The 25,848-nt window shown below is 41.2% G+C and carries 24 protein-coding genes; 3 read left to right on the top strand and 21 right to left on the bottom strand.

The features are described from left to right. Positions 1-112: 112 nt before the first annotated feature. From PR683_RS12100 to PR683_RS12080, 5 genes are all read right to left on the bottom strand, one after another. Entirely contained in the window at positions 113-769 is a 657-nt protein-coding gene (locus tag PR683_RS12100; protein WP_004908185.1) for a DUF799 domain-containing protein, read from the bottom strand. Beyond that, positions 766-1,119, bottom strand: a complete 354-nt coding sequence (locus tag PR683_RS12095; RefSeq protein ID WP_004908184.1) for a DUF4810 domain-containing protein — start codon at positions 1,117-1,119, stop codon at positions 766-768. Before PR683_RS12095 ends, PR683_RS12100 begins: the two co-directional genes overlap by 4 nt. Positions 1,120-1,128: 9 nt before the next feature. After that, on the bottom strand, positions 1,129-1,803 hold the full coding sequence (locus PR683_RS12090; RefSeq protein WP_110731665.1) for a CsgG/HfaB family protein: 675 nt from the start codon (positions 1,801-1,803) through the stop codon (positions 1,129-1,131). A gap of 538 nt (positions 1,804-2,341) precedes the next feature. Beyond that, positions 2,342-3,469, bottom strand: a complete 1,128-nt coding sequence (locus tag PR683_RS12085) for a hypothetical protein (protein WP_004908182.1) — start codon at positions 3,467-3,469, stop codon at positions 2,342-2,344. After that, positions 3,466-4,719: a hypothetical protein gene (locus tag PR683_RS12080; RefSeq protein WP_164529171.1), complete on the bottom strand. Its 1,254-nt coding sequence runs from the start codon at positions 4,717-4,719 to the stop codon at positions 3,466-3,468. Before PR683_RS12080 ends, PR683_RS12085 begins: the two co-directional genes overlap by 4 nt. A 276-nt stretch (positions 4,720-4,995) precedes the next feature. Between PR683_RS12080 and PR683_RS12075 the strand changes: the two genes are divergently transcribed. Continuing rightward, complete coding sequence (locus PR683_RS12075; protein ID WP_004908180.1) at positions 4,996-5,709, top strand: UTRA domain-containing protein; 714 nt, start codon at positions 4,996-4,998, stop codon at positions 5,707-5,709. Between the two features lie 89 nt (positions 5,710-5,798). Here the strand turns inward: PR683_RS12075 and PR683_RS12070 are convergent, their stop codons facing one another. From PR683_RS12070 to PR683_RS12015, 12 genes are all read right to left on the bottom strand, one after another. Continuing rightward, positions 5,799-7,481, bottom strand: a complete 1,683-nt coding sequence (locus PR683_RS12070) for an electron transfer flavoprotein-ubiquinone oxidoreductase (RefSeq protein ID WP_209101839.1) — start codon at positions 7,479-7,481, stop codon at positions 5,799-5,801. Between the two features lie 11 nt (positions 7,482-7,492). Next, positions 7,493-8,443, bottom strand: a complete 951-nt coding sequence (locus PR683_RS12065) for an electron transfer flavoprotein subunit alpha/FixB family protein (protein ID WP_117162563.1) — start codon at positions 8,441-8,443, stop codon at positions 7,493-7,495. Positions 8,444-8,458: 15 nt separating this feature from the next. Further along, positions 8,459-9,214, bottom strand: a complete 756-nt coding sequence (locus PR683_RS12060) for an electron transfer flavoprotein subunit beta/FixA family protein (RefSeq protein WP_210850341.1) — start codon at positions 9,212-9,214, stop codon at positions 8,459-8,461. Between the two features lie 152 nt (positions 9,215-9,366). Then, on the bottom strand, positions 9,367-10,806 hold the full coding sequence (locus PR683_RS12055; RefSeq protein WP_004908172.1) for a purine-cytosine permease family protein: 1,440 nt from the start codon (positions 10,804-10,806) through the stop codon (positions 9,367-9,369). Between the two features lie 275 nt (positions 10,807-11,081). Further along, complete coding sequence (locus tag PR683_RS12050; RefSeq protein WP_004908169.1) at positions 11,082-12,221, bottom strand: acyl-CoA dehydrogenase family protein; 1,140 nt, start codon at positions 12,219-12,221, stop codon at positions 11,082-11,084. Then, complete coding sequence (locus PR683_RS12045; protein ID WP_004908167.1) at positions 12,218-13,402, bottom strand: CaiB/BaiF CoA transferase family protein; 1,185 nt, start codon at positions 13,400-13,402, stop codon at positions 12,218-12,220. The genes PR683_RS12050 and PR683_RS12045 overlap by 4 nt, the downstream gene beginning before the upstream one ends. A 56-nt stretch (positions 13,403-13,458) precedes the next feature. Then, positions 13,459-15,126: a urocanate hydratase gene (gene hutU, locus PR683_RS12040; protein WP_004908165.1), complete on the bottom strand. Its 1,668-nt coding sequence runs from the start codon at positions 15,124-15,126 to the stop codon at positions 13,459-13,461. Between the two features lie 713 nt (positions 15,127-15,839). Then, on the bottom strand, positions 15,840-16,541 hold the full coding sequence (gene livF, locus PR683_RS12035) for a high-affinity branched-chain amino acid ABC transporter ATP-binding protein LivF (RefSeq protein ID WP_004258508.1): 702 nt from the start codon (positions 16,539-16,541) through the stop codon (positions 15,840-15,842). Beyond that, entirely contained in the window at positions 16,541-17,320 is a 780-nt protein-coding gene (livG, locus tag PR683_RS12030; protein ID WP_004908162.1) for a high-affinity branched-chain amino acid ABC transporter ATP-binding protein LivG, read from the bottom strand. The genes livF and livG overlap by 1 nt, the downstream gene beginning before the upstream one ends. After that, positions 17,317-18,588, bottom strand: a complete 1,272-nt coding sequence (locus PR683_RS12025) for a high-affinity branched-chain amino acid ABC transporter permease LivM (protein ID WP_109911662.1) — start codon at positions 18,586-18,588, stop codon at positions 17,317-17,319. The genes livG and PR683_RS12025 overlap by 4 nt, the downstream gene beginning before the upstream one ends. Next, positions 18,585-19,511: a high-affinity branched-chain amino acid ABC transporter permease LivH gene (gene livH / locus PR683_RS12020; protein ID WP_004258523.1), complete on the bottom strand. Its 927-nt coding sequence runs from the start codon at positions 19,509-19,511 to the stop codon at positions 18,585-18,587. Before livH ends, PR683_RS12025 begins: the two co-directional genes overlap by 4 nt. 102 nt (positions 19,512-19,613) lie before the next feature. Further along, on the bottom strand, positions 19,614-20,723 hold the full coding sequence (locus tag PR683_RS12015; RefSeq protein WP_004908157.1) for a branched-chain amino acid ABC transporter substrate-binding protein: 1,110 nt from the start codon (positions 20,721-20,723) through the stop codon (positions 19,614-19,616). A gap of 379 nt (positions 20,724-21,102) precedes the next feature. Here PR683_RS12015 and panM point away from each other — a divergent pair, with 379 nt between their 5' ends. Both panM and gloA2 read left to right on the top strand, forming a co-directional pair. Beyond that, positions 21,103-21,507: an aspartate 1-decarboxylase autocleavage activator PanM gene (panM, locus tag PR683_RS12010; RefSeq protein WP_123382261.1), complete on the top strand. Its 405-nt coding sequence runs from the start codon at positions 21,103-21,105 to the stop codon at positions 21,505-21,507. After that, on the top strand, positions 21,504-21,890 hold the full coding sequence (gloA2, locus tag PR683_RS12005) for an SMU1112c/YaeR family gloxylase I-like metalloprotein (RefSeq protein WP_196718236.1): 387 nt from the start codon (positions 21,504-21,506) through the stop codon (positions 21,888-21,890). The genes panM and gloA2 overlap by 4 nt, the downstream gene beginning before the upstream one ends. A 109-nt stretch (positions 21,891-21,999) precedes the next feature. Here the strand turns inward: gloA2 and rpoH are convergent, their stop codons facing one another. From rpoH to ftsY, 4 genes are all read right to left on the bottom strand, one after another. Further along, complete coding sequence (gene rpoH, locus PR683_RS12000; RefSeq protein ID WP_272581800.1) at positions 22,000-22,878, bottom strand: RNA polymerase sigma factor RpoH; 879 nt, start codon at positions 22,876-22,878, stop codon at positions 22,000-22,002. A 257-nt stretch (positions 22,879-23,135) separates the two neighbouring features. Continuing rightward, positions 23,136-24,113 (bottom strand): permease-like cell division protein FtsX, encoded by a 978-nt coding sequence (ftsX, locus tag PR683_RS11995; RefSeq protein WP_109911659.1) that lies wholly within the window; start codon positions 24,111-24,113, stop codon positions 23,136-23,138. Further along, positions 24,106-24,771 (bottom strand): cell division ATP-binding protein FtsE, encoded by a 666-nt coding sequence (ftsE, locus tag PR683_RS11990; protein WP_004908148.1) that lies wholly within the window; start codon positions 24,769-24,771, stop codon positions 24,106-24,108. The genes ftsX and ftsE overlap by 8 nt, the downstream gene beginning before the upstream one ends. Before the next feature lie 6 nt (positions 24,772-24,777). Then, positions 24,778-25,848, bottom strand: a 1,071-nt coding sequence (gene ftsY, locus PR683_RS11985) for a signal recognition particle-docking protein FtsY (RefSeq protein ID WP_272513228.1), incomplete at its 5' end; no start/stop codon positions are given.

Below are 25,848 nucleotides of genomic sequence, written 5' to 3'. Positions count from 1 at the left end.
TTAATATAACAACATAATTAAATACATTAATTTAACTTAAATAAAAGATAACTTAAATAAAATGGGTAAAATAGTTTTATCCTATTTTACCCATTATTCAAATAATTAATAATTACTGAGCATCTTTACCGTATTTAGGTGATCTAGGCCCATATAAGATACCATTAGGCTTACCAGCAGATAATAACCTAACACTTGTTATACCTGCAATTGCATAGCTTTTATCTGTCATTGTATCTACGATTTGGTTAACAACAGCAGACACTAACGCCCCAATAATACCATTTGACGAGGAATTATTTTCAGCACTCGATGCAGTTGCGGAGCCACTCCATAGTAACGCCCCTGTTCTAGCATCAACCAATTTTGCATCCGCTGTAACGCGAGTATCACTGGAAATAACCTGATAACTTGTTCCGTATTCAGTGATATTCAAATAAAGTACCGCATCATTACCAAAAATTTCACGTAATTTTGCTGGAGGAACAGCCTGAATATCACCCGCATTTGTCATCCCGTTTTGCTTAAAAGTTTCCTCAACAACAGCAACAGGGAACACATAATAACCCGCCTCAGCTAAAGGAAAGGTCGCTTGTGATAATAAACCATGACTTGCCTGTATCTCTGGTGAACTATTTTGTGGTAATAGCACCAGAATACTTTTTGGTTTACTTTGATTAAATGCCGTGTAATCAACTTTAGTTGGCTGAGCACATCCCGTTAATAACCATGTCATCACCAATCCGCAGACTATAAGTAAATGTTTCATTTTACTTTTCCTTTATTTTTCATGAGAAAATCCATGTAAGCCGCAGATTCTGGATACAATGCTTTTTCTGCAGTGAATTCTTGCATTGCAAGATCAACCGCTCCGGTTGTTGAATACAATAACCCTAAATGTGCATGTAACCCTGGCGGAGTTGCCAAACCTTTTGCTTTGCTCATTTCCAAATTCTTTTTCAAAGCTTGAATTTGTTCTTGGGGGCTAGTTTCTGTTTGTTGATAATATTGGTAAACCGTTGTTTGATAACCATCCCAGTTATATAATGGTTTTGGTTCATTGGCACAGCCATTTAATAAAATCGCACCGGCCATAACAGCCAATAATTTAATTTTCATCGTATTTCCTTATTTAGCTGGCTGCCATGCACCGCTTTCAATACCCGAAACTAAGTTATTTACAGCTTCCCTAATGGCTAAATCTAATACTTTTCCATTCAATGTTGAGTCATAACTAGCGGTACCACCAAAACCAATCACTTCCCTATTTGATAATTCATATTCACCAGCACCTTGTGAAGAAAATACCACTTCAGATGTTTGAACATTAACAACGTTTAAATTGACTTTGGCATATGCTACTTGTGATTTACCACGACCTAAAATACCGAATAACTGGCGATCCCCAACTTCTTTTCGCCCAAATTCAGTAACATCACCAGTAATCACATAAGTTGCACCTTTTAACTGTTGAGACTGACCATTAATGCCAGCTTCTTCTTTAAGCTCTTGCATATTTGCACGGTCTAATACATTAAAACGACCTGTTTGCTGTAAATGTGTCATCAAAATGGTTTTAGATTGATTACCTAAACGATCTACACCATCAGAGAAAATACCATTCATATAACTAGAACGATTATCGAATTTCCCTATTGATATTGGGCTTTTTGGACCTGAATATTGAGTATTATATGTCGCAACTTTTTCTACAGCTAAAGAGCGAGAAGATTCTTTAGCGCAACCACTTAATAATGCACTTGCAATAAAAATAGATGCAATACTGATTTTGGATATATTCATTTAGCTATCTCAATTAAAATAAAATTAGAATTAGAATTAGAATTAATTTTTGCACTGTTATTTTGCATTAAATGAAGAATAGGATCTAGTCAATACTACCTATTTTTTACCTTATGTTTAGCTTAATTTTCAATTACGATAATATTCATAAAGTCACTAAGGTTTACTAAAATAAAATCAACCGTTTGATTAAACATGGATAAATTTAAAAAAATAATTTAATTAGTAATCTTTAGTGATGATATCGAATATCACCCTCTATAGATAATAATATATATTATTATCTATATTTCTTTTATTTTATTTGTTTTTTTCTGATTAAAGGTAATATTTCCATATAATTAATTAGAATTGATTAATTTTTATCTATTTTTCAATCTACCATTGAAAGGCCCTCTTACTCATCTTAACTCGAAAATTTTTACCGCAAGCTATCCCCATCTCCGCATTAAATCAACCTTTTAAGTAACCAATATAAAAAAGGATAGAGTTTCCCCTATCCTTCTTGAATGAGAACACGCTAAATCACAATCGCATATCAATGCAAAGATTGATAAGTAATAGGCGTTCCCTTAGTCAGGTTACTTTCATTAGAATAACTACTTTCTATTTCAATCAAGGATTGGTCCGTCATATTATATATTTTGTTATACAAAGGATATTCAGGGCGATAACGGATCTCTTTCGTTGCAATATCCATCATTAAGTATTGTTGTGAACCTCTAACTGAATTCGAAACAATTACCCCCTGATTACCAACTTTTAAGCTGTTCAAATGGTTATAACCGCTTTCTGCAATAACGTCAAAATCACCATTAGTCTGGAATTGCATCAAAGAAAATAAACGGCGTGAAGGCTCCTGAGCAACCACAAAAATATCGCCATGACGATTTTGTGCTGATTCATTAATTCTGACAGGTAGCCATTTACTACTAATAACCTGTTTAGTGGGGATATCCATAATAACTTCTAGCGATCCCATTTGATTACCATAGCTGTACCACATTACGATTTTATCTCGATAAGTCGCGTAGGAGAAATTTGAATTACCCGCAATTTCCTCAGGGAATAATGATTTAGCTAAATCACGAACATTCATAAAATGTTCCCATGTCATTCCTTTATCTGTGCTAATAAAGATATTTTCATTATCCGCAACCACATAAAAAGGAGAACCTTTAGATTGATAAATTTTACCCATAATTAATGTCGAAAATAGAGTACTGGGCTTATCTCCCCAAGGAATTAATTCACTTACCGAAAAGTTGGTTAAATTAATAGTACGGTAGCCATCCCTTAGCATGATTAAGCACTCATTTCTTTCACAAACAGCATTATAGAAGCTTTGGTCACCATACGTAATAAAATGGACACCTTGATTATCTGCAAACAATATCTGGTAATCATATTCACTCAACGTTTCATAAGGACTATAAGAATAATAATAGCTAGAACGGCTGCTTTTTTGAGCTATTATTAGCATCCCCTTTTCAGATGGAAATGTCGTTGCGAAATCATAGCTACCTATTGCTACACTATTTTCATTATGGTTTTGCCATTGCCAATCTTCCGTGCCACCACGAATAAAAATAAAAAGAGTTAACAATAAACTGAATGAGAAAATAAACATTAAAATAAGGAATCGTTTACTGAGAAATGGGTTCATGAACGCACCTCCGTCACATAATCTGTTTTACCGTGCTGCCGACGAAGTTGTTTTAAAAAATATTGAGATTGATAATAGGCATTACCGCGTTTTGACACTTTAAAATAAATCGCCACACATAAAGCAATAAGGAAGCTTATTCCGAGTAAAATAGTTCCTGAGAAACTGATAAACATGACACCAGTATCAATAATATTCATCCAGTCCCAATAATCCCAATAGCCGCCTTTTTCAAAGGTTTCACTAATAGATGCCCAACCAGCAACTAGAATGAAAAGCGCTAGAATACAAAAAATAAAACCCCATAAACCAATATAGAACCCTCTTTCTTGTGGAGCACCTTTACCAATCAGACTATATGCTAGTCCGTCTTGATGATTGAGAATGCCAAAAACCACTTGTTCCTTTGAATTTTCCTGAATGTTTTTATGTAAAACCTCAAGTTCATCCCCCTGCGCAATAAATAGTTTATGATTATTAAAAAGAGGCTCATTTGCTGAGACTAAAACTCCCATGTGTTTTTTATTAATCTGTAAATTAACTTTATTGAGTGTTTGGAGAGTATCTCCTGCAGCGATCGTAAGGTTGTAATTTGCAGTGATATTTACCTTGCCTTTTGTAACTGATAGTGATGTTTTATCAACATTAATTTCAGCGGCTTTATGTAACTTTACAGGCTTAGATTTAGGATTTTTGATACCGTCGATTTCAATATATGAAGTTTCTTCAAACAGTTTATATTTCCCAGCAATAAGTGAATCTAGCGCTTTCAAAATTAACTTTCGTTTTGGACTTAAAATATGCTTTGTTTGTGCGAGTGCTAAGCCAAAAAGAACGATCCCAGAGAAAGCAGCACAACCCAAAATGGCCACTAATATGATCATCAAGAAACTGTCGTCTGCCTCAGTAAAACAGTAATACACCGCAGGTATCAGGGCCATTAAGGCTAACGAAATTAAGTATTGTTTTCCTAATGAACGATTGAAGCTAACGGTTCTATCAGGCTCAAGCCGGCCATGCTCTGCATGGTAAACCCATTCAACCCAATAGCTTCCATCATTCATCTCTTCTGCACAAATAACCAAAGAGTCACCTTGCTGTATGCGCTCTAAAAAAATTTGGCTATTTGAAAAATCATCCTGATTAAAGAAAAATACTTTTTCAGAGGCAATCAATCTTACCATCCCCATTGGACTGACATTTTGATAATCACATTGAGTAAGACTGACATGGAAATATTGAACTCGCATGAGTAAATGCCTATTTCGCTAAGTAAATTTAACATTATGATAATAAATAAAGGTATATAGCCCTAGTAAAACTTACCTTATAATAAAATAATTCAGACAATGACGAGCATCCTAAACTGTTATTTAACTCAGGTTAATCATTAGAAATAGGTGTCTCCTACTAGCAAAGCCGGCAATTACTGATAAACTTGCATTCAATACAAAGTTTGTGAGTGAAATGTGGCAATAAAGCAATTTTACCACTCCTTCCTTTAACAATAATTTTGAATAATAGCGATGACATCACAACCTGCATATAAGCAAATTCAGTCTTACATTTTACGCAGTATTGATTTAGGTATTTTTAAGCCTGAAACTCAAATACCGACAGAATTAGAGCTATGCGCTCAATTTAATGTAAGCCGTATGACGGTGAATAAAGCCATTTCAGAGTTAAGCCAAAAAGGGATCCTAAATCGTATTGCAGGGAAAGGCACATTTGTTGCCACCCAAAAACATGAGCTTCCGGTTACAAAAGCATTTGATATTTTTGATGAAATCTCAACGAGCGGTAACAAATATAGCGGTCACCAATTACAACTTAAAACTATTTCCGCATCAGCAGAAATCGCGCTACAGCTCGGAATTAGCGAAGGAAGTGATGTGGGCTACTGTAAAGTTCTTCATTTTGAAAACGATATTCCTTTAATGTTAGAAGAACGTTATGTTAACCACGCCATTGTGCCTGACTTTGTGAAGCAAAAATATGGCGATACAGAAACACCTAGCGGTTATTTGCAACGCCATTTTCCTGTCAGTGAAATGGAACATACCATTGAAGCCGCATTAGCCACAAAGTCCATCGCTCAATCATTATCAATTAAAGAAAGCTCACCTTGCTTACAACTTAGTCGACGCACTTGGACGGGTAGTACCCTAATTAGCTATGTTAAAATGATCACCGCTGGTTCGCGCTACAAATTAAAATTACATTCGCGAATTGAGAATTAATGCAGAAATAAAAAAATGGGGCAAAATTGCCCCAAAGCGACTGATAAAACAAAAAATATCAAGCACATCTACATCACAATAAATTCGTTTTACATTCCTTGATAAATAGGCCCTTCCCCTCCTTGGGGAGCGGTCCAGGTGATATTTTGTAACGGATCTTTTATGTCACAAGCCTTACAATGCAGGCAGTTCTGTGCATTAATTTGCAGTTTTTCTTCACTTTTATTCCCTATAATTTCATAGACTCCAGCGGGGCAATAACGCGTCTCAGGTGCGGCATATTTCATTAAATTAATTTGGATAGGGACATTAGTATCAGCCAGTTTTAAATGACAGGGTTGTTCCTCTTCATGGTTGGTATTCGATAAAAACACGGAAGAAGGCTTATCAAAAATTAATTTACCATCGGGTTTTGGGTAGTTTATCGGTGTAAAACCTTTCGCTTCTTTTATTCCTTCGTGGTCCGATTGTTTTAATTTCAACGTCCACGGGCTACGCCCTTTTAATAACAGTTGTTCTGCACCAAATAGCATTGAACCAACTACTAACCCTTTTTTCATATAAGGCTTAAAATTCCGTGTTTGGTAAAGCTCTTGATATAACCAGCTCTCTTCAAATAGTTGGCGGAACTGCTTTTTAAACTGTAAATAATCAACCATTCCATTCTGGGTAGCACTAAAGCACGCTTCTGCCGCTAGTGCGCCACTTTTAACGGCACAATGGGTACCTTTAATACGGGCCGCATTTAAAAAACCTGCATCATCGCCAATTAGCACCCCACCAGGAAAGCTTAATTCAGGTAACGCGGCTAATCCCCCCGCCACCATCGTTCTAGCACCATAACTGATCCGTTCTCCACCCGATAAAAATTCACTAAAAGCGGGATGAGTTTTTAAGCGTTGAAACTCATCAAATGGCGATAAATAAGGGTTTTCATAATTTAGCCCGACGACCAAACCCACTGCGACTAAGTTATCTCCATAGTGATAAGCAAAACCACCGCCATAGGTGTGGTTATCTAGTGGCCAACCAACAGAATGGACAACTAACCCTGCTTGGTGTTGCTCTTTTGGAATTTGCCAGATTTCCTTAATTCCCAAACCATAGGTTTGTTTGCCACTCTCTGCGGCTAAATTAAAATGGTTGATTAATTGTTTACCGAGTTGACCTCGGCACCCTTCCGCAAAAAAGGTCATTTTCGCAAGTAAATTCATACCCGGTTGATACATCGCCGTTGGGTTACCTGATTTATCAAGCCCCATATCTCCGGTGGTGATGCCAATTACTTGGTTTGTCTCATCAAATAGCACTTCAGTTGCAGCAAAACCAGCAAAAACATCAACCCCTAATCTTTCAGCTTCAACAGCAAGAGCAGCACTTACCTGCCCTAAGCTGCCAATGAAATTACCATCATTTTTCAAACAGTTTGGTAATAAAGATAGGGGTAAATGACTTGCTTTTTTTTCTTTCAACCATAAAAAACGGTCATGGTTTACAGGTGTTAAGGGGCCTGAAACTTTTTGCTGCCAGCCTGGCAGCAATTCATCGAGAGCCCGTGGATCAATCACTGCACCAGATAAAACATGAGCACCTATCTGTGCGCCTTTATCAATTAAACAAACCGAGATATCTGTTCCTTTCTCTGCGGCTAGCTGTTTTAATCGTATTGCTGCAGATAACCCTGCGGGTCCACCACCGACAATCAGGACATCGAACTCCATCGATTCCCGCTCGGGAGCCTCGTTTATCTTATCAATCTTGTCGATAGCCATTCGTCCACCTCTTACTCTAATGCTTTGTCAAATTCCGGTAAGATCTCAAACAGATCGCCAACAATGCCGTAATCCGCAACTTGGAAAATCGGCGCCTCAGGATCACTATTAATCGCAACGATTACTTTACTTTCTTTCATGCCTGCAACATGCTGAATAGCACCCGAAATTCCTACTGCAATATATAATTCTGGCGCGACAATTTTTCCTGTTTGTCCGACTTGATAGTCATTCGGAACAAAACCTGCATCGACCGCAGCACGTGAGGCACCAACCGCAGCGCCCAATTTGTCAGCTATTGTTTCCAATAGTGCAAAATTTTCACCAGAGCTCAAACCTCTCCCTCCTGAAATAACCACTTTTGCAGAGCTCAATTCCGCACGACTAACTTGGGTTAGAGATTGGCTTTTTAACTGACTGCGCAAGGGAATATCGGCAAGGGAAATGGTTTCAATTTCAGCATTATTTTGTGTTTCATATCCCCCTGAAAATGCCGAACTACGCACCGTAATCACGACTTGTTGGCCATTATTTTGTACTGTTGCTAACGCATTTCCTGCATAAATAGGTCTAATGAAGGTTTGAGAATCAATAACTTGAGTAATGTCTGAAATTTGTGCTACCCCTAACGTTGCAGCAACCCGTGGGGCTATATTTTTCCCAAATGTCGTCGCAGGAAACAGTAAATGGGTATATTCCTTTGCAATATTAACCACGGCGTGAGCCATCGGTTCTGCGAGTTGGTTTTTCAAGTTATCTGATTGTATTTCTAGAACTTTACTCACACCTTGTATACTCGCAGCTAGCTGAGCGACCAATTCCGTCTCATCTCCTGCAATTAATAAGTGCAAATGATCACCCGCGGTAAGAAGCTGTTTTGCAGCGTTAATACTATGATAAGTAGAATTTTTTATTGTTTGATTATCATGCTCGACAACCACTAATACAGATATTTGGCTCATGGATATTTTCCTCGATTAAATCACTTCTTTCGCTTGCAATGTACTGACTAGCTCTGTCGCACTGCCTAACAATGTACATTGCCCTGCCCGTTTTTTAGGCTCTGAGACACTAAGCGTTTTAATTTGCCTTAATAGAGCAAAATTCATATCAGCAATATCGATAATATCTAACGTTTTTTTCTTAGCTTTCATGATATTAGGCAAAGTTGCATAACGAGGTTCATTGAGCCTTAAGTCCGTTGTGATAACCGCGGGTAATGGCATCTCTAACGTTTCTAACCCGCCATCAATTTCCCTTGTAACCTGCAGTAGTTGGCCCTCAAGCTTAATTTGTGAGGCAAATGTCGCCTGCGGATAATCCAATAATGCGCTAAGCATTTGGCCTATTTGATTACAATCATCATCAATAGCTTGTTTGCCTAATAAAATAAGATCCGGCTGTTCCTTTTCCACGATTCGTTGAAGTAAGCGCGCAATATCCAGTGGTTCTAAAATTAATTCTCCAGGCCTCTGGACTAAAATGCCACGGTCAGCCCCAATCGCCATCGCACTGCGTAATGTTTCTTGATAGCCAATATCACCAACGGAAACAGCAATAACTTCTGTCGCTTTTCCCGCCTCTTTTAAACGTACAGCCTCTTCGACAGCGATTTCATCGAAGGGGTTGATGGCCATTTTGACATTCGCCAATTCAACGCCTGAGCCATCGGCTTTTACTCTTATTTTGACGTTATGGTCTATTACTCGCTTCACTGCGACTAAAATTTTCATAGCAACTCCTATCCCAATTCTTCAACGATTATTGGGTATGATGATGTTCTAAAATCGTTTTTTAGGTTGAGAGAAACCGTAACAGTGATATTCACACTGCTACTGGCTATCTCAATTTTTACTATTTTTAATGCTAGTTTTTGATGAAATGGTTATTTACTTGTGGGTAATATCAATCGGTCTGCCACTGACATAGGCCATTTTTTAATCGCAACATAGTAAATAACACTGGTTGCCACCAAGCCCACAATCCATGAGATATCAACACCACCGAGTTTTTCGACTAAAGGCCCGGTATAAAACCCTGTTGAAATAAAGGGTAACTGTATTAACACACCCGCAATGTAAGTGAATATCCCAACTTTATTCCAACGCCCATAGCGGCCATTTGGGTTTGCAAGTTCAGGGACGTCGTAGCGGCCTTTAGTGACCCAATAGTAGTCAACCAAGTTGATTGCGCTCCAAGGGGTAAAGAATGCAAGCAAAAACAATAAGAAAGCAGAAAAGAGTTTTAAAAATGAATGCTGGCCCGCTAGTCCAAGTAAGGTTGAGAAACTGACCATTAAAATAATAAAGAACAACCTTTGCCCACGAGAAATTTGGCTTTTCCCACGGAAGCCACACCAAATTGCCGCCATAGACATAAAACTGCCATAAGCATTCAGTGCAGTTATCGTCACTTTTCCGTAGAAAATACTGATATATAACAGAGCCGCTATCAAACCAGTACTACCTAAGCCCACAATATACGAGACTTCGTTACCCGCAAACTTATTGCCGGCAAGCGCTGCGGCAAAAACCCCTAAAATCATTGATGCTTGCGTACCAATGACTGTACCTGAACCTACGGCCAAAAAGGCTTTGATTGTCGGAGTTTTAGTCGGTAAATAACGTGAATAGTCCGCAACATAAGGCCCAAATGCAATTTGCCAAGAAGCAGACAATGACATCGCTAATAAAAAGTTAGTCCAGCTAAAATGACGGTTTTCCAGTAAAACCGAAACATCATTCATATAAAATAGACGGAAAAATAGATAGAAGAACGTAATTATGCCGATAACACTCGCTACTTTCCCTAAAATATGGATGATGCGATAACCACAAATTGTGATGCCGATAATCACCACACCAAAAATAATAATTCCAACCCAATCCGTCACATGTAATAACTGACCGACCGCTTGCCCTGCCAGCACGGTACCACTGGCAGAAAACCCGACATACATCATGCAAACTAATAAAATAGGGATGACCGCACCGTATACGCCAAACTGTACACGACTCGAAATCATTTGTGGTAACCCCAATTTTGGCCCTTGCACCGCATGCAAGGCCATCACGGCACCACCTAACAGTTGGCCAATAAATAAGCCAATTAATGACCAGAATACATCCCCACCCAGTACGACTGCCAAGGCTCCGGTTACAATTGCAGTTATTTGTAAATTAGAGCCAAACCAAAGTGTGAATTGGCTTGATAAAGTGCCGTGGCGCTCGGACTCTGGAATGTAATCGATGGAACGCGCTTCGATTAAAGGTACATTCTCCTGCCGGTTTTTTTGCCCTGTAGCGATGTCGTTTGAAACTGTCATGGTAACTCCTCTTTAAGCAAGGCTGGCTTAAAGAATGAACCAATTAATCGTAATGGAACCGCAATAACTACAGTTGTAAGGTACAGTTATTAAGCATTACGCTGGGTGATGTTTTATCTGTTATTCACCCTAAATAACTAATTGAAATACATTCTTAAACCTGATTGTTGTTGTGTTTTTAATTCCATGATCCTGTTGTCAGGTAGTGCTTCCTATAGTGCTCCATAAACCAGTAAACGCCTGTCCCGCTTACTCGGCTCAATACTTAAAATAACTTAGTGGGCATCTAAAACGGCACGTGAAATAATAATTTTTTGTATTTCTGATGTGCCCTCAAAAATCCGTAAAATCCGTGCATCACGCACATAACGTTCAAGGGGAAGGTCACGAATATAGCCGTAGCCGCCATGAAGCTGTAATGCTGCATCCGTAACAAAACCCGCGCACTCAGCGGCAAACAATTTCGCCGTCGCAGATTGCAAACTAAAACGCTCCCCTGAATCACGCAATTCTGCAGCTTGCCAAGTCAACATGCGAGCAGCCTCCAATTGCGTGTGCATATCCGCAATACGCCATTGAGTTCCTTGGTATGCGGCTAAGGGCTTTTTACCAATTTGGCGTTCTTTTACCCAACCTAAAGCACTTTCCATCGCAGCCCGAGCTATACCGAGTGACGTTGCGGCCACTTCAACACGCCCTTTATCTAAAACTTCCATCGCGGTATGGAACCCTTTATTTTCCTCTCCCAATAATGCCGATTCCGGTAGCCAACAATTCAGCGCTAATTCATAAATCGTGCTACCCCGTAATCCCATGGTTTTTTCAGGTTGAGAAAATGCCACGCCTTCCGTGCCTTTAGGGATCATAAATGCGCTGATCCCGCGGGCTCCCGCTTCTACATCCGTTTTCGCATACAACACGATAAAGTCAGCCTCTTTGGCGTTAGTAATATAGTGTTTATTACCCCGAATACGCCAGCCACTATTTTCACGAGTTGCCACGGTTCGCATATCTGCAGGATTAGAACCTGCAGCCGGCTCAGTTAAGCCAAATGCACCTAATAATTCCCCTGCAGCGGCTTTTGGTAACCAATAATTTTTTTGCTCTTCAGTACCACCAATTAAAATCGAATCTGTCGCCAAAAAATGTGCCGTTAGAGCCGATGAAGTCGAAGCACAAGCGGCAGCAACAGCTTCGACTACCTGACTCATCGCCACACTGCCAATACCAAAACCGCCATACTGCTCAGGTAAATTAATTCCCCAGCAGCCCATTTCCCCCAACGCTTGTAAACTTTCCGCACAAAAGGTTTCTGTCTCATCGTATCTTTGTGCATTCGGCTGTAAAATGTCATGACAAACTTTTTCTATCGCATCCACAACCGCTTGTTCTGTTTCATTAATATCAAAACTCATTGCATCGTCTCCGCATTTTTAATGGTTGTTCTCGCTGGCTTATACACTAAGTTTGCCTCACCTAATTTTGGTGCACGGCGGGTTGAATGAGGTTTATTTCCATTGAAAAAAACCGGTTGAGAAACCAAAGGCGTTCCCCCATCATTCAGGTGCGTCAGAACTTGCCTCACTTGGGCATGCTCACTTTGTGTTGCTTGGTGTAAATTATGAATTGGTGAAGCAGGAACGCCCGCGTTTAATAAAATGTCACATACCTCTTCAACGGTTTTTTGGCGTGTCCAACTTTCAATCTCTTTTCTAAGTTCAGCTTGGTGCTGTGTTCGACTCGGGTCATTAAGGTAGCGTGAGTCATGGCATAACTCTGGTTTTTCCATGCATTCGCAAAAGCGTTGGAATAGCTTTTCACTCGCAATCGCGATAACCACTAAGCCATCTTTTGCCTGATAAGTATCGAATGGCGTAGATACTGGATGGCGGTTACCCACTAGGCTCGGAGCCTTATCATGAGCAAATAGGTTTGAAAGCCCAGTTAACTGCATGCTCAGTAAGACATCCACCATCGCTACATCAATATACTGTGCCGCTTCGTCATGACGCTCTCTCGCAAATAACGCACTACTTATCGCCCATGAGGCAAACATCCCTGCACACACATCGCCAATTGACTCACCACTGCGTGTAGGCCCTGTTTCTGGGAAACCAGTGACACTCATTAGGCCTGACATCGCTTGTGCCACGATGTCATAAGCGGGATAACTGGCGAGTGGGCTGTTTTGCCCAAATCCAGAGATACTGGCGTAGATTAATTTAGGGTTGTGCTGCTTTAGGCTCTCAAAATCGATACCGAGTCGTTGAGTCACACCAGGACGAAAGTTTTCAACCACCACATCACTTTCTTTGACTAGCTGGAATAAAATCGCTCGGTCTTCATCCGCTTTAAGATCCAATTCAATACTGCGTTTACCTCGGTTAATTAAACCGTAATAAACACTTTCCCCATCAATGAATGGCCCTAAATGGCGGCTGTCATCACCGTGGTTAGGCACTTCAATTTTGATCACTTCAGCACCAAGATCGGCCATCATACCTGTGCAATAAGGGCCAGCTAACACTCGGCTTAAATCGATCACTTTGATCCCCGCCAGTGGCCCTTGTCTTTTCTGAGTCAACGCAGCATTCATACTGAATTCCTTTTATTCCAGAAAGATGCCAGCTCAACTTCAGCTGGCAAAGGACATTACTTCACCATCGGCAAGTTCAAGCCTTGCTCTTTCGCACAGTTAATGGCGATGTCATAACCTGCATCTGCATGACGCATTACGCCCGTTGCAGGGTCATTATGTAAAACACGAGCTAAACGCTTATCAGCGGCGTCCGTTCCATCACACACAATGACGACGCCTGAATGTTGTGAGAAACCCATACCAACACCACCACCGTGATGTAAACTGACCCATGTTGCTCCACCTGCGGTATTTAATAGTGCGTTCAATAAAGGCCAGTCTGATACCGCATCAGAGCCATCTTTCATAGATTCCGTTTCACGGTGAGGGCTAGCCACAGAGCCTGAATCTAAGTGATCACGGCCGATCACGATTGGGCCCTTTAACTCACCACTTTTCACCATTTCGTTGAAAGCACGGCCTAATCTTTCTCTGTCTTTTAAACCAACCCAACAAATACGTGCAGGAAGCCCTTGGAATGCGATACGCTCACGTGCCATATCGAGCCAATTATGTAAGTGCTTGTCATCTGGTAATAATTCTTTTACTTTTTGGTCTGTTTTATAGATATCTTCTGGGTCACCTGACAACGCAACCCAACGGAATGGGCCAATACCTTCACAAAACAGAGGGCGAATATAAGCAGGAACAAAGCCTGGAAAATCAAAGGCATTACTAATGCCTTCATCTTTTGCCATTTGGCGAATATTATTGCCGTAGTCAAAAGCCGCTGAGCCACGCTTTTGCATCGTTAACATCGCATCCACTTGGACTGCCATGCTTTTTTTCGCTGCTTTGGTCACTTCAGCAGGTGCGGTTTGTTGTTTTTCACGCCATTGGTCGAGTGTCCAACCCTGTGGTAAGTATCCGTGTACAGGGTCATGGGCGCTAGTTTGGTCAGTGACGGAGTCAGGAGTGATATTGCGTTTCACCAATTCACTGTAAACATCAGCCGCATTACCTAATAGCCCAACAGAAACTGGCTGGCCATTTGCTTTGGCTTCCTCGATATATTGCAGTGCTTCATCTAATGTCGTCGCTTTTTTGTCCACATAACGAGTTCTTAAACGAAAATCGATACGGCTTTCATCACATTCCACCGCTATCATGCTAAAGCCCGCCATGGTTGCTGCTAATGGCTGTGCTCCGCCCATTCCACCTAAACCGCCCGTTAAGATCCAACGCCCTGCTGCGTTACCATTAAAGTGTTGTTTGGCCAGTGAAACGAACGTTTCATAGGTGCCTTGGACGATCCCTTGAGAACCAATGTAGATCCAAGAACCAGCCGTCATTTGGCCATACATCATTAGGCCTTTACGATCTAACTCATTAAAGTGATCCCAATTCGCCCAGTGAGGAACAATATTTGAGTTTGCGATCAATACGCGGGGCGCATCTGGATGGGTAGGGAACACTCCGACGGGTTTACCTGACTGCACGAGTAATGTTTGGTCATCTTCCAGTGTGGTCAGCACATCTAAAATTTTGTCATAGCATTCCCAATCACGTGCCGCTCGACCGATACCGCCATAGACCACTAAGCTTTGAGGGTGCTCAGCAACATCAGGGTCTAAATTATTTTGGATCATGCGATATACCGCTTCTGTCAGCCAGCTCTTACAGGTTTTCTCACTGCCACGTGGTGCGCGGATCACTCGAGTTGAGTCAGTACGATTTAACATGGTTGTATCCCCTATCATCCATTTTTAATTAACTTTAAATTAACAATTTTATTTATAATAATCTGCGAGATACCCAGTTAGTGACGATGCACCTGTGTTTTAAAATTAATTATTTGATTAAAAATCAATAGATTAATTTAATATCAACTTACTCGAGACTATCTATTCATTGAGGGTATTTATCTATGGCTCAAATATATATACATTTACGTCACAAAGTATATACATTTAAATTTGAAATTTTGTAGGAAGTGTGAAGGTTGGAACACAAGAGAAGTTATACAACAACAAGTAGCTGTATGTTTCTAGAGAAAAAGTTGTATATACATTTGTTTTTATGCATAGAAACAAGTAAATAGCGAAATTGCGAGTCACTTCACAGAACGTTGCAACTATGTATAGCAAGAAAACCCATGCGTACCGCTCAAAATGGTGTACACCAGAAACAATAACGGGTTACCTGCATCAACAGATAACCCGAGCAATCAGAAAAAGTGAATGATGATTTAATTTTCTAAATCATTCGCGTTGTGGCTAGGCGGCAAAATGAGGATAGCTTGGGGAGCATACATAAGTATGTGACCCAAGTAGCCGAGTGAAGCCAACAACGCCACAGCGTGAAGGATGACGAAAATTAGGAGCATACATTAAGTATGTGACCCAAACAGCCGAGTGAAGCCAACAACGCCACAGCGTGAAGGATGACGAAAATTTTAGCCGCCTAGATAGGCGCTTCGTACTGCCTCATTCGCTAGCAACGCTTTGCCACTATCTTCCAACACAATATGCCCATTTTCCAACACATAACCACGGTCTGCGAGTTTCAACGCTTGGTTGGCGTTTTGTTCGACAAGGAAAATTGTCATTCCTTCTTCGCGTAGCTGCTGAATCGTATCAAAAATTTGCATAATGATAATGGGAGCAAGGCCTAAGGATGGCTCATCAAGTAAGAGTAACTCTGGCTGGCTCATTAAAGCACGGCCTATCGCTAGCATTTGTTGCTCACCGCCAGACATCGTTCCTGAACGCTGGCTTCGACGCTCATACAGCCTTGGAAATAGCTTATAAACTCGCTCAATACGTTCTTGGTACTGTTGGCGATCGGCAAAAAAGCCCCCCATTGCGAGATTTTCTTCCACTGTCATACGAGAAAATACACGCCTCCCTTCGGGTACTAATGCAATGTCTTCACGCATAATTTTCGAAGTGGGCAATTGGGTGATATCCACGCCTCGGTAGATGACTTGGCCTTCCGATGCACGTGGATCGCCACAAAGCGTACTGAGCAAGGTGGTTTTCCCTGCACCATTTGCTCCAATTAAGGTCACAATTTCACCTTTTTGGATATTCAAACTAATTTCATGTAGTGCTTGAATTTTTCCATAATGGGTAGAAACTTTTTTAAACTCTAGCATCAGTAAGCTTCCCCCAAATAGGCTTTTATCACATCAGGATGTTGACGGATCTCACTCGGTGTCCCATTCGCTAATGGCGTTCCTTGATTCACGACATAAATGCGATCTGAAATTCCCATGACTAATTTCATATCATGTTCAATTAAGAGAATTGAAACATTATGATGAGCTCGTAACTCAGCAATCAAGTCATCCAAATCATTGGTTTCTTTAGGGTTAAGACCTGCTGCTGGTTCATCTAACATTAATATTTCAGGGCGAGTGACCATACAGCGAGCAATTTCTAACCGACGCTGCTGCCCATAGGCTAAATTACCCGCTTGTCGATTGGCAAAGGGGAGTAAATCAACACGCTCAAGCCATTTTACCGCATTATCAAGCGCTTCAGCTTCTGCCCGACGAAACGCAGGGGTTTTCAATAGCCCAGAAAAAATGCCACTTTTTAAATGTTGATGTTGCGCCACAAGTAAATTTTCAATCACCGTCATTTCTTTAAATAACCGCACATGCTGAAATGTTCGGATGACGCCAAGGCGAGCAATAGACTGCCCTGTCAGCCCTTCAAGGTGTTTTTCACGATATAAAATCGTGCCGCTGGTCGGCTTATAAAACCCCGTTAAACAGTTAAAAATGGTGGTTTTACCCGCCCCATTCGGGCCAATCAGTGAAACTATTTCCCCTTGATTAATGGTTAACTCAACATTGTTGACGGCAAGTAACCCACCAAAACGCATTGTTAAGCCATTAACTTGTAGCAAAGGCGTTGTTATATGGCTCATACGCCCTCCCCTTCAGGGACTTTTTTCACCTGCATTTGACGACGTTTCATCGGTAATAGGCCTTGTGGTCGCCAGATCATCATCAGCACCATCAATGCCCCTAATAACAGCATGCTGTATTGGTTAAGGTCACGCATCATTTCCCGTGATACGACTAAGATAATTGCGGCTAAAATCACGGAAGTTTGTGAGCCCATTCCCCCTAAAACGACGATGGCTAACACAAATGCCGACTCCACAAAGGTAAAAGATTCTGGGCTGATAAAGCCTTGTCGTGCGGCAAATAACGTCCCTGCAAATCCCGCAAAGGCCGCACTAATAGTAAATGCGGTTAATTTTATTCGAGTTGGGCTTAGCCCTAATGAGCGACAGGCAATTTCATCTTCGCGTAATGCTTCCCATGCACGACCTAATGGCATACGCAGTAAGCGATTGATAACAAATAAAGTTAAGACTACTAATAACAAGGCGACAAAATACAGGAAAATAATACGGTCACCAGGGCTGTAATCTAAGCCAAAAAAGTTATGGAAGGTATCCCAGCCATCTTTAGCGGTACGGCTAAATTCCAAACCAAAGAAAGTCGGTTTCGGTAATTGACTGATCCCATTTGGCCCGCCAGTGATTTCGGTATTATTCAGTAATAAAATACGAACAATTTCCCCAAAGCCGAGCGTCACTATTGCAAGATAGTCCCCCCGCAACCTTAGAACAGGGAATCCCAATAAAAAACCGGCTAACGCAGCGGTTAACCCTGCAATCGGTAAACTTTCCCAGAAACCAAAACCATAGTAATGATTTAATAAACCAAAAGTATAAGCACCAATGGCATAAAAGCCGGCATACCCAAGAACCAGTAACCCAGATAACCCAACAACCACATTTAACCCTAAGCCTAACATCACATAAATTAATGTCAGGGTGGCAATATCCACGCTTCCGCGAGAAACAATAAACGGCCAAATAATTGCGGCAATAATAATTACAGCTGCAAGAATCTTTTGCTTGGCTGTCGAACCATCAAAATCAGGGATCGCCCACGCCTTTTTAGGAACTCCTTGCCATACTTTATTTAATGTCGGACGAACCAACTGGTAAACAAAGATGACAATAATACCCGCAATGATCCAGTTCCAACGTACAGAATCCCCAACCGTAACAACCAGTTTTGTGCCATCAAGAGCGAGCTGCAACCCCATCATGAACAGAGCCAATACGAAAAAAGTCACTGAAGCCACAATGGCATTAATCCAATTTTCTTTTCTCATACTTTTTCGACCTCCGGGCGTCCCAGAATGCCGGTTGGCATGATTAACAACACACCAATCAATAAACCAAATGACACAACATCTTTATATTCTGTACTTAAATATGCAGAGGTCATCGCTTCTGCAACACCTAAGATTAAACCACCTAACATGGCGCCGGGAATGCTCCCAATTCCCCCTAATACCGCCGCAGTAAATGCTTTCATTCCTGCCATAAAACCAATATAGGGGTTAATCACACCATAAAATTGCCCCAATAGCACACCAGCCACAGCAGCCATTGCAGCACCGATAACAAAGGTCAATGAAATGACGCGATCGGTATTAATGCCTAATAAGCTAGCCATTTTAAGATCTTCTGCACAAGCTCGGCAGGCTCTTCCCATTTTTGAATAGCGAATAAATAGCGTCAAAGCTAACATCGCAAGCACGGTAACCACCCAGATGGTCAATTGCATCTTAGTCACCGTGGCTTCAAAACCATCGCTTTCACCGAGAACCCATTGCCCTGTAATCAAACTGGGTAGGGCTAAATCACGCGAACCTTGTGACAAACTGACATAGTTTTGCAGGAAAATAGACATTCCGATCGCAGAGATCAATGCAATCAATCGCTTAGAATGACGGACCGGCCGATAAGCAACCCGTTCAATACTCCAACCATAGGCACTAGAGACCACAATTGCCGCAATGAAGGCCGCAGCAACAAGGATCCAACCGATATCAATCCCAAGCATCATTAAGCCTGCGATCACAATAAAAGAGACATAGCTACCAATCATGTACACTTCGCCGTGGGCGAAGTTAATCATCCCAATGATGCCATACACCATCGTATAGCCGATAGCTATCAGTGCATAAGTGCTACCGAGGGTTAAACCATTCAGAAGTTGCTGAATAAAATACAGAATTTGATCTGACATAAGACTATCCTTTCGAACTACTTGTCCTCTATAGAGAACAGAAGCCGGAAGCAAGTGACTTACTTCCGGTTCTTATTCACTATGCTGGAACACTGCTGAGTACTATTTTACAGAGGTGGAAGTCCCATCTTTGTGCCACTCAAATACACCAAACTCAAACCCTTTCAGGTCACCGTTTGGCTGCCAGCTTAATGTTCCCATGACAGTTTCGACCGGATTTGCTTTCAGGTCTTTCACTAAATCTTCAGGCTCAATACTGCCAGTACGCTCCATTGCCGTCGTTAAACCTTGGATAGCAGCATAAGTTGTCCAAACAAATGGCCCTGTTGGGTCTTCTTTCTTCGCTTTGATGGCATCAACAATTGGTTGGTTAGTCGCAACTTGGTCGTAACGTTTTGGTAAAGTTACCAACATGCCCTCAGAGGCATCACCTGCAATATTTGATAATGAAGAGTTACCGACGCCTTCAGGCCCCATAAAGCGAATATTCAAGCCAGCTTGCTTCGCTTGGCGTAAAATTTGCCCCATCTCTGGGTAATATCCCCCAAAGTAAACAAAATCAACATTCTCTTTCTTCAATTTTGCCACTAAAGCGGAAAAGTCTTTGTCACCCGCCGTTACCCCTTCAAACATCACTTCTTTAACGCCAGCTTTATTGAGGCTTTCACGTACAGAACGGGCTAAACCTTCCCCATATTGTTGTTTGTCATGCACAACAGCAATACGAGTTGGTTTGATATCTTCCATAATAAACTTAGCTGCAGTGGGTCCTTGGTCCGAATCCAAACCGGTTGTACGCAGAACCATTTGATAACCACGTGTGGTTAAATCCGCATTAGTTGCAGCTGGGGTGATCATAATGACACCTTCATCCTCATAAATATCGGATGCCGGCTGTGTTGAAGAGGAACATAAATGCCCAATAACATGGCGGATACCATCGTTAATCACTTTATTTGCCACCGCAACCGCTTGTTTCGGGTCACAGGCATCGTCATATTCTACTGCCACTAATGTGTTTCCATTAATGCCACCTTTAGCATTAATATCTGCGATCGCTTGGCGTGCCCCTGTAAATTCCATATCGCCATATTGAGCTACAGGCCCTGACATCGCGCCAACAACCGCTATTTTAATTTCCTTTGCCCATCCTGCTGAACTGAATGCCATCGCAATACAGCCCGCTAATAATGCTTTATTCATATTCTTCATTTTATCGTCCCCGTCTTCGTGGTTCTGAGTGTTTGTGTTTGATTTGTAGTAGATTATTATAGTTGACAGGTACAATGCCTGAGATTTCAAAATACAGCGAATAAGGCTATATATTTCATAACATTAAACAAGATAATTATGCTAAATAGCAAATGTATATGGCAGGTTTTTACATTAGAAGCAGAATAAAAAACTGATGTGTTAAAGTAGGTTTTTTGTAAATACTAGTGTTATATTCGGGTTAAATTTAAATTAATCCGAGTGAAATTCGGAAAATTCAGTATCACCAAATTTTTCTCTCTAAAATCAAAAAATCGGTTGTAGATCACTCTGGCAGGATGAGTGACTGCAACTCTTACAGGGAAACAAACAAAATATCATGAGACTTACTATTATCCCGCTGGTCAATCCTACTGAGCAACAATATCTGGACTTACATAAAATCTGGCCTGACCAGAGTCCTTTTGAACTAGCCAAAATGTGCAAAGCAGGTGACTTATTCTATGCCGCCCGTTTTAATGAACGCCTTCTTGGAGCTGCAAAAATTACGGTGGATCATAACACTGCCACTTTGCAGGATTTTTGCGTACGAGAGGTCACTCGCCGACGCGGTGTTGGCTCATATTTATTAGAAGAAATTTGCCAAGCTATTCCTGACATTACACTATGGAAATTTGATATTAGCGGGGTAGCCCTACAAGAAAAAGAAGCGGTGCGGCTATTCTTGGCTGCTAATGGCTTCAATACCACCGCACAACCTGATATATGGGGAAAAACAGCATGAAGTTAAATAAAATTCATCATGTTGCTATTATTGCATCCAATTTTGAGGTCAGTAAGGATTTTTATTGCCGTATTTTGGGGTTAAATCTACTTGAAGAACATTTCCGCCCAGAAAATAATTCATGGAAAGCGGATTTAGCCTTTGGTGAACATTACCAAATTGAATTATTCAGTTTTGTTAATCCGCCAGCAAGGTTGAGTTATCCTGAAGCCACGGGGCTGCGCCATTTAGCCTTCAGTGTTGAAGATTTAGATAAATGGGTAGCTTATTTAACTGAGCAAGGTGTGGCTTGTGAGGCCATACGCATCGACCCCTATACCCAAAAGCGTTTTACATTTTTCACAGATCCCGATGGCTTACCGCTAGAGTTATACGGTGATTAATTGAACAATAAAAAATGTAAAAGTAGAAATGATTATCTGCATTTATCCACCTCTTAACGGGTAATAAATGCAGATAATTTTAGTGAACAACGAATTGGCCAGTCATAAATTACATTTCGCTATCTTCGTCTTCTTCCATCGCCAAACGTAACTTCTTGATTGCGTTCTTTTCAAGCTGACGAACACGCTCTGCAGAAACACCGTATTTATCAGCGAGTTCTTGCAACGTCGTTTTGTTGTCATCGTCTAACCAACGAGCTCGGATGATATCCTGACTGCGCTCGTCCAAAGAATCCAACGCATCTGCTAAGCGGTCAGTTGCATGGCTTTCCCAGTTATCATCTTCAATTGAACCGGCAAAGTCTGATGCTTTGTCTTGTAAGTATAAGACTGGGGCTACAGGGCCACCAAAATCACTGCTGTCATCGTCATCTGACATATCAAATGCCATGTCTTGTGCAGCCATACGTGATTCCATTTCACGCACATCTTTAGTACTTACCCCTAACTCTTGGGCAACCATATCAACTTCGTCCTGGTTAAACCAACCAAGACGCTTTTTATTCTTTCTTAAGTTAAAAAATAGCTTACGTTGCGATTTTGTTGTCGCGACTTTGACAATACGCCAGTTACGTAAAACATATTCATGAATTTCAGCTTTGATCCAGTGAACCGCAAAGGAAACAAGACGAACGCCAACCTCAGGATTGAAACGACGCACCGCTTTCATCAGGCCGATATTACCTTCCTGAATTAAGTCAGCTTGTGGTAAACCATACCCTGCATAACTACGAGCAACATGAATAACAAAGCGCAAGTGCGATAAGATCAGTTGCTTTGCAGCATCCAGATCACCATGGTAATGCAGCCGTTCAGCAAGTTCCTTTTCTTCCTCAGCGGTGAGCATCGGGTAAGCATTAGCAGCCCGAACATAGGCTTCAATACTTCCTTGTGGAACAAGAGCTAATGATTGCATGTCTTTGGTCATTCAGATCCTCAATAAAATAATAGGAAACAGATTAGTTTGTATTGATAACCGCATTGGTTAGCCATGAGGTAAACATTTTTAGTCTACCAGTTTAACCGCGTTAAATAAATTATATACAAAATTTGTTAACAGTAGGTCAATGTAGGACAAAACAATTCAGACTAAGTTCATTTTTAACGAAAATTTGCAATAGAATCAAAGAGTCATGATATAATCAAATCATGACTCTTGAATAAAAATGATGAAAAAACAACATATTACTCAGGTGTAAAGTGTCGTAAATGTTGAAGTGTTGCCAACCATGCCGCTATCCAACCAACCATAGCGGATAACAGTAGAATCAATAAAGACTCTTCCCATAACAATCCTTCAATCTGAAATTGCGTACCAAATACACTGGCTACTTTTGCCACACCGTCCGCTAACTGCCAAACAAGTAGAAAGGTCATAATTAGGGAAATAATGGCACCTAATGCACCCAATACAAGGCCACCATTTAAAAATGGCCTCATGATAAACCCATCAGTAGCACCAATTAACTTCATCACATTAATCGTATCGCGGCGAGCAAAAATATTGAGCCGTACGCTATTACCTATCACAAGGAATAGTGACACAATCATTAAAACCCCAATGACAGAAGCGACTTTCCCAACCAAACCCGTTAGTGCAGCTAACCGCGCAAACCAGCTATCATCCATGCGAACTTCTTCAATGCCATCGACTTGGCTGACTCTATCACGCAGTGTTGTTAATACATTAGAACCTTCAAAATCAATTTTAGGCGTAATTATTGCGACTGCAGGCAGTGGGTTTTCCTCTAGCATATCGAGTGCAGTACTAAAACCGGACCAACTGCGAAACTCACTCATGGCTTGGTCACGTGAAAGGTAATTCACATGGTCAACCCCATCAAGAGCCTGCAGTTGTGTTACTACATTTTGCCCACCTTGTTCATCAAGAGATTTATCAAGATAAACAGTGAGTTGTGGTGTTGGATACCATTGCTCCGCGGCTTGCGAAACGTTTTTCCACACAATATAACAAAGGCTCGGTAATGTGAGTGAAATCGCAATAACCATGATAGTCAAAAAGGTGGCCAAAGGCTGTCTTAGCATGTCAGCGAGCGCATTCAACCACGAGTAACGCCACTGCTCTTTCCAACCGCCTTTTAATGCTTTACTTTTCGATTGCTTGGCTCGTTCCGGCTTGCTTTTACGGACATTCTTAGCCATGTTGACCTCCAAGCATACGACCTTCACTCAATGTAAGAACACGGCAGTTACGACGCTCAATCAATGCAATATCATGGGTCGCCATTAAAACGGTCACCCCTACACGATTGAATTCTTCGAATAAACGCATGATTCCTTCAGACAATTCACCATCAAGGTTACCTGTTGGTTCATCCGCTAATAACATCGTTGGCTTATTCACCACCGCTCGGGCAATACCGACACGTTGTTGCTCCCCACCAGATAACTGAATTGGGAAGTTTTTCGCTTTGTCCAATAACCCAACTTTATCCAATGCAGCGGAAACTCGCCGACGAATATCCTCGGTACTAGCACCAGAAATGATTAGCGGCATTGAGACATTGTCATATACCGTTCGATCAAATAACAGGTGGTGATCTTGAAAAATCATCCCGATCTGCCGGCGCAGAAACGGGATCTCTCGATTTTTCAAGCGGCTGATATCATGACCATTGAATAAAATATGACCCGCACTTGGGCGTTCAATTCCACAAATCAGTTTAAGTAATGTACTTTTACCTGCGCCTGAGTGGCCTGTTAGAAATGCCATTTCTCCAGGTTGAAGATGAAAATCAACCCCTTGGAGTGCTTGGCGGCCACCGCGATAAGCTTTACTAACGTGTTCAAAGCGAATCATCGAAAATTATTCCTCTCGGGCAAATAGAGCCTCGATAAAGTCATCTGCTTTAAATGGACGTAAATCTTCAATACCCTCACCAATACCAATATAACGAATTGGAATACCAAATTGGTCGGCAATAGAGAAAATTACGCCACCTTTTGCTGTGCCATCGAGCTTAGTCAATGTTATACCTGTTAAACCGACCGCATCATCAAAAAGTTTTGCCTGACTTACCGCATTTTGTCCAGTACTTGCATCTAGCGTTAACATAATTTCATGGGGAGCATTTTCATCGAGTTTTTTCATCACCCGGACAATTTTTTTCAACTCTTCCATCAAGTGCGATTTATTTTGTAAGCGCCCAGCGGTATCTGCAATTAAAACATCAACCCCTTTCGCCTGCGCTGATTGAATCGCATCAAAAATAACCGATGCAGGATCTGCGCCAGTATGTTGAGCGACCACAGGGATCTTATTGCGCTCTCCCCATACTTGAAGTTGCTCAACGGCTGCTGCACGGAAAGTATCCCCCGCGGCTAACATGACGCTTTTCCCTTCCGACTGATATTGACGTGCTAATTTACCAATTGTTGTCGTTTTCCCGACCCCGTTAACACCAACCATAAGAATAACATAGGGTTTTTTGTCTTCAATCACGAGTGGTTTATCCACTTTCGCTAAAATATCAGACATTTCCTCACGCAATTTGCCATATAACACTTCTGCATCCTTGAGCTCTTTACGGCTCGCATGTGCCGTTAAGTTATCAATGATTTTGCGAGTGGTATCAACCCCGACATCAGCAATCAATAGCTGCTCTTCAAGCTCTTCAAATAAGTCATCATCAATTTTTTTACCTGAAAACAGCCCAAAAAAACCTGAACCTAAATTCTGGCGAGTTTTTAATAACCCTTTCTTTAGCCTAGCAAAGAAACCTTCTTTTTTAGGTTTTTCTTGCTCTGTTGGTAAATTATTTTTTTCTTCTTCTAAACGTAAGCGCTCAGCTTCAGCTTCTTCCTCTGCAATTCTCGCATCTTCGGCGGCTTGTTCTTCCGCTAAGCGGGCTGCTTCTGCTGCTTGGCGTTCGCGTTC

Origin of the sequence: Providencia sp. PROV269 (genome assembly GCF_028477785.1) — a bacterium.
Taxonomy (GTDB): Bacteria; Pseudomonadota; Gammaproteobacteria; order Enterobacterales; family Enterobacteriaceae; genus Providencia; species Providencia rettgeri.
This window is presented reverse-complemented; position numbering and strand designations above follow the sequence as displayed.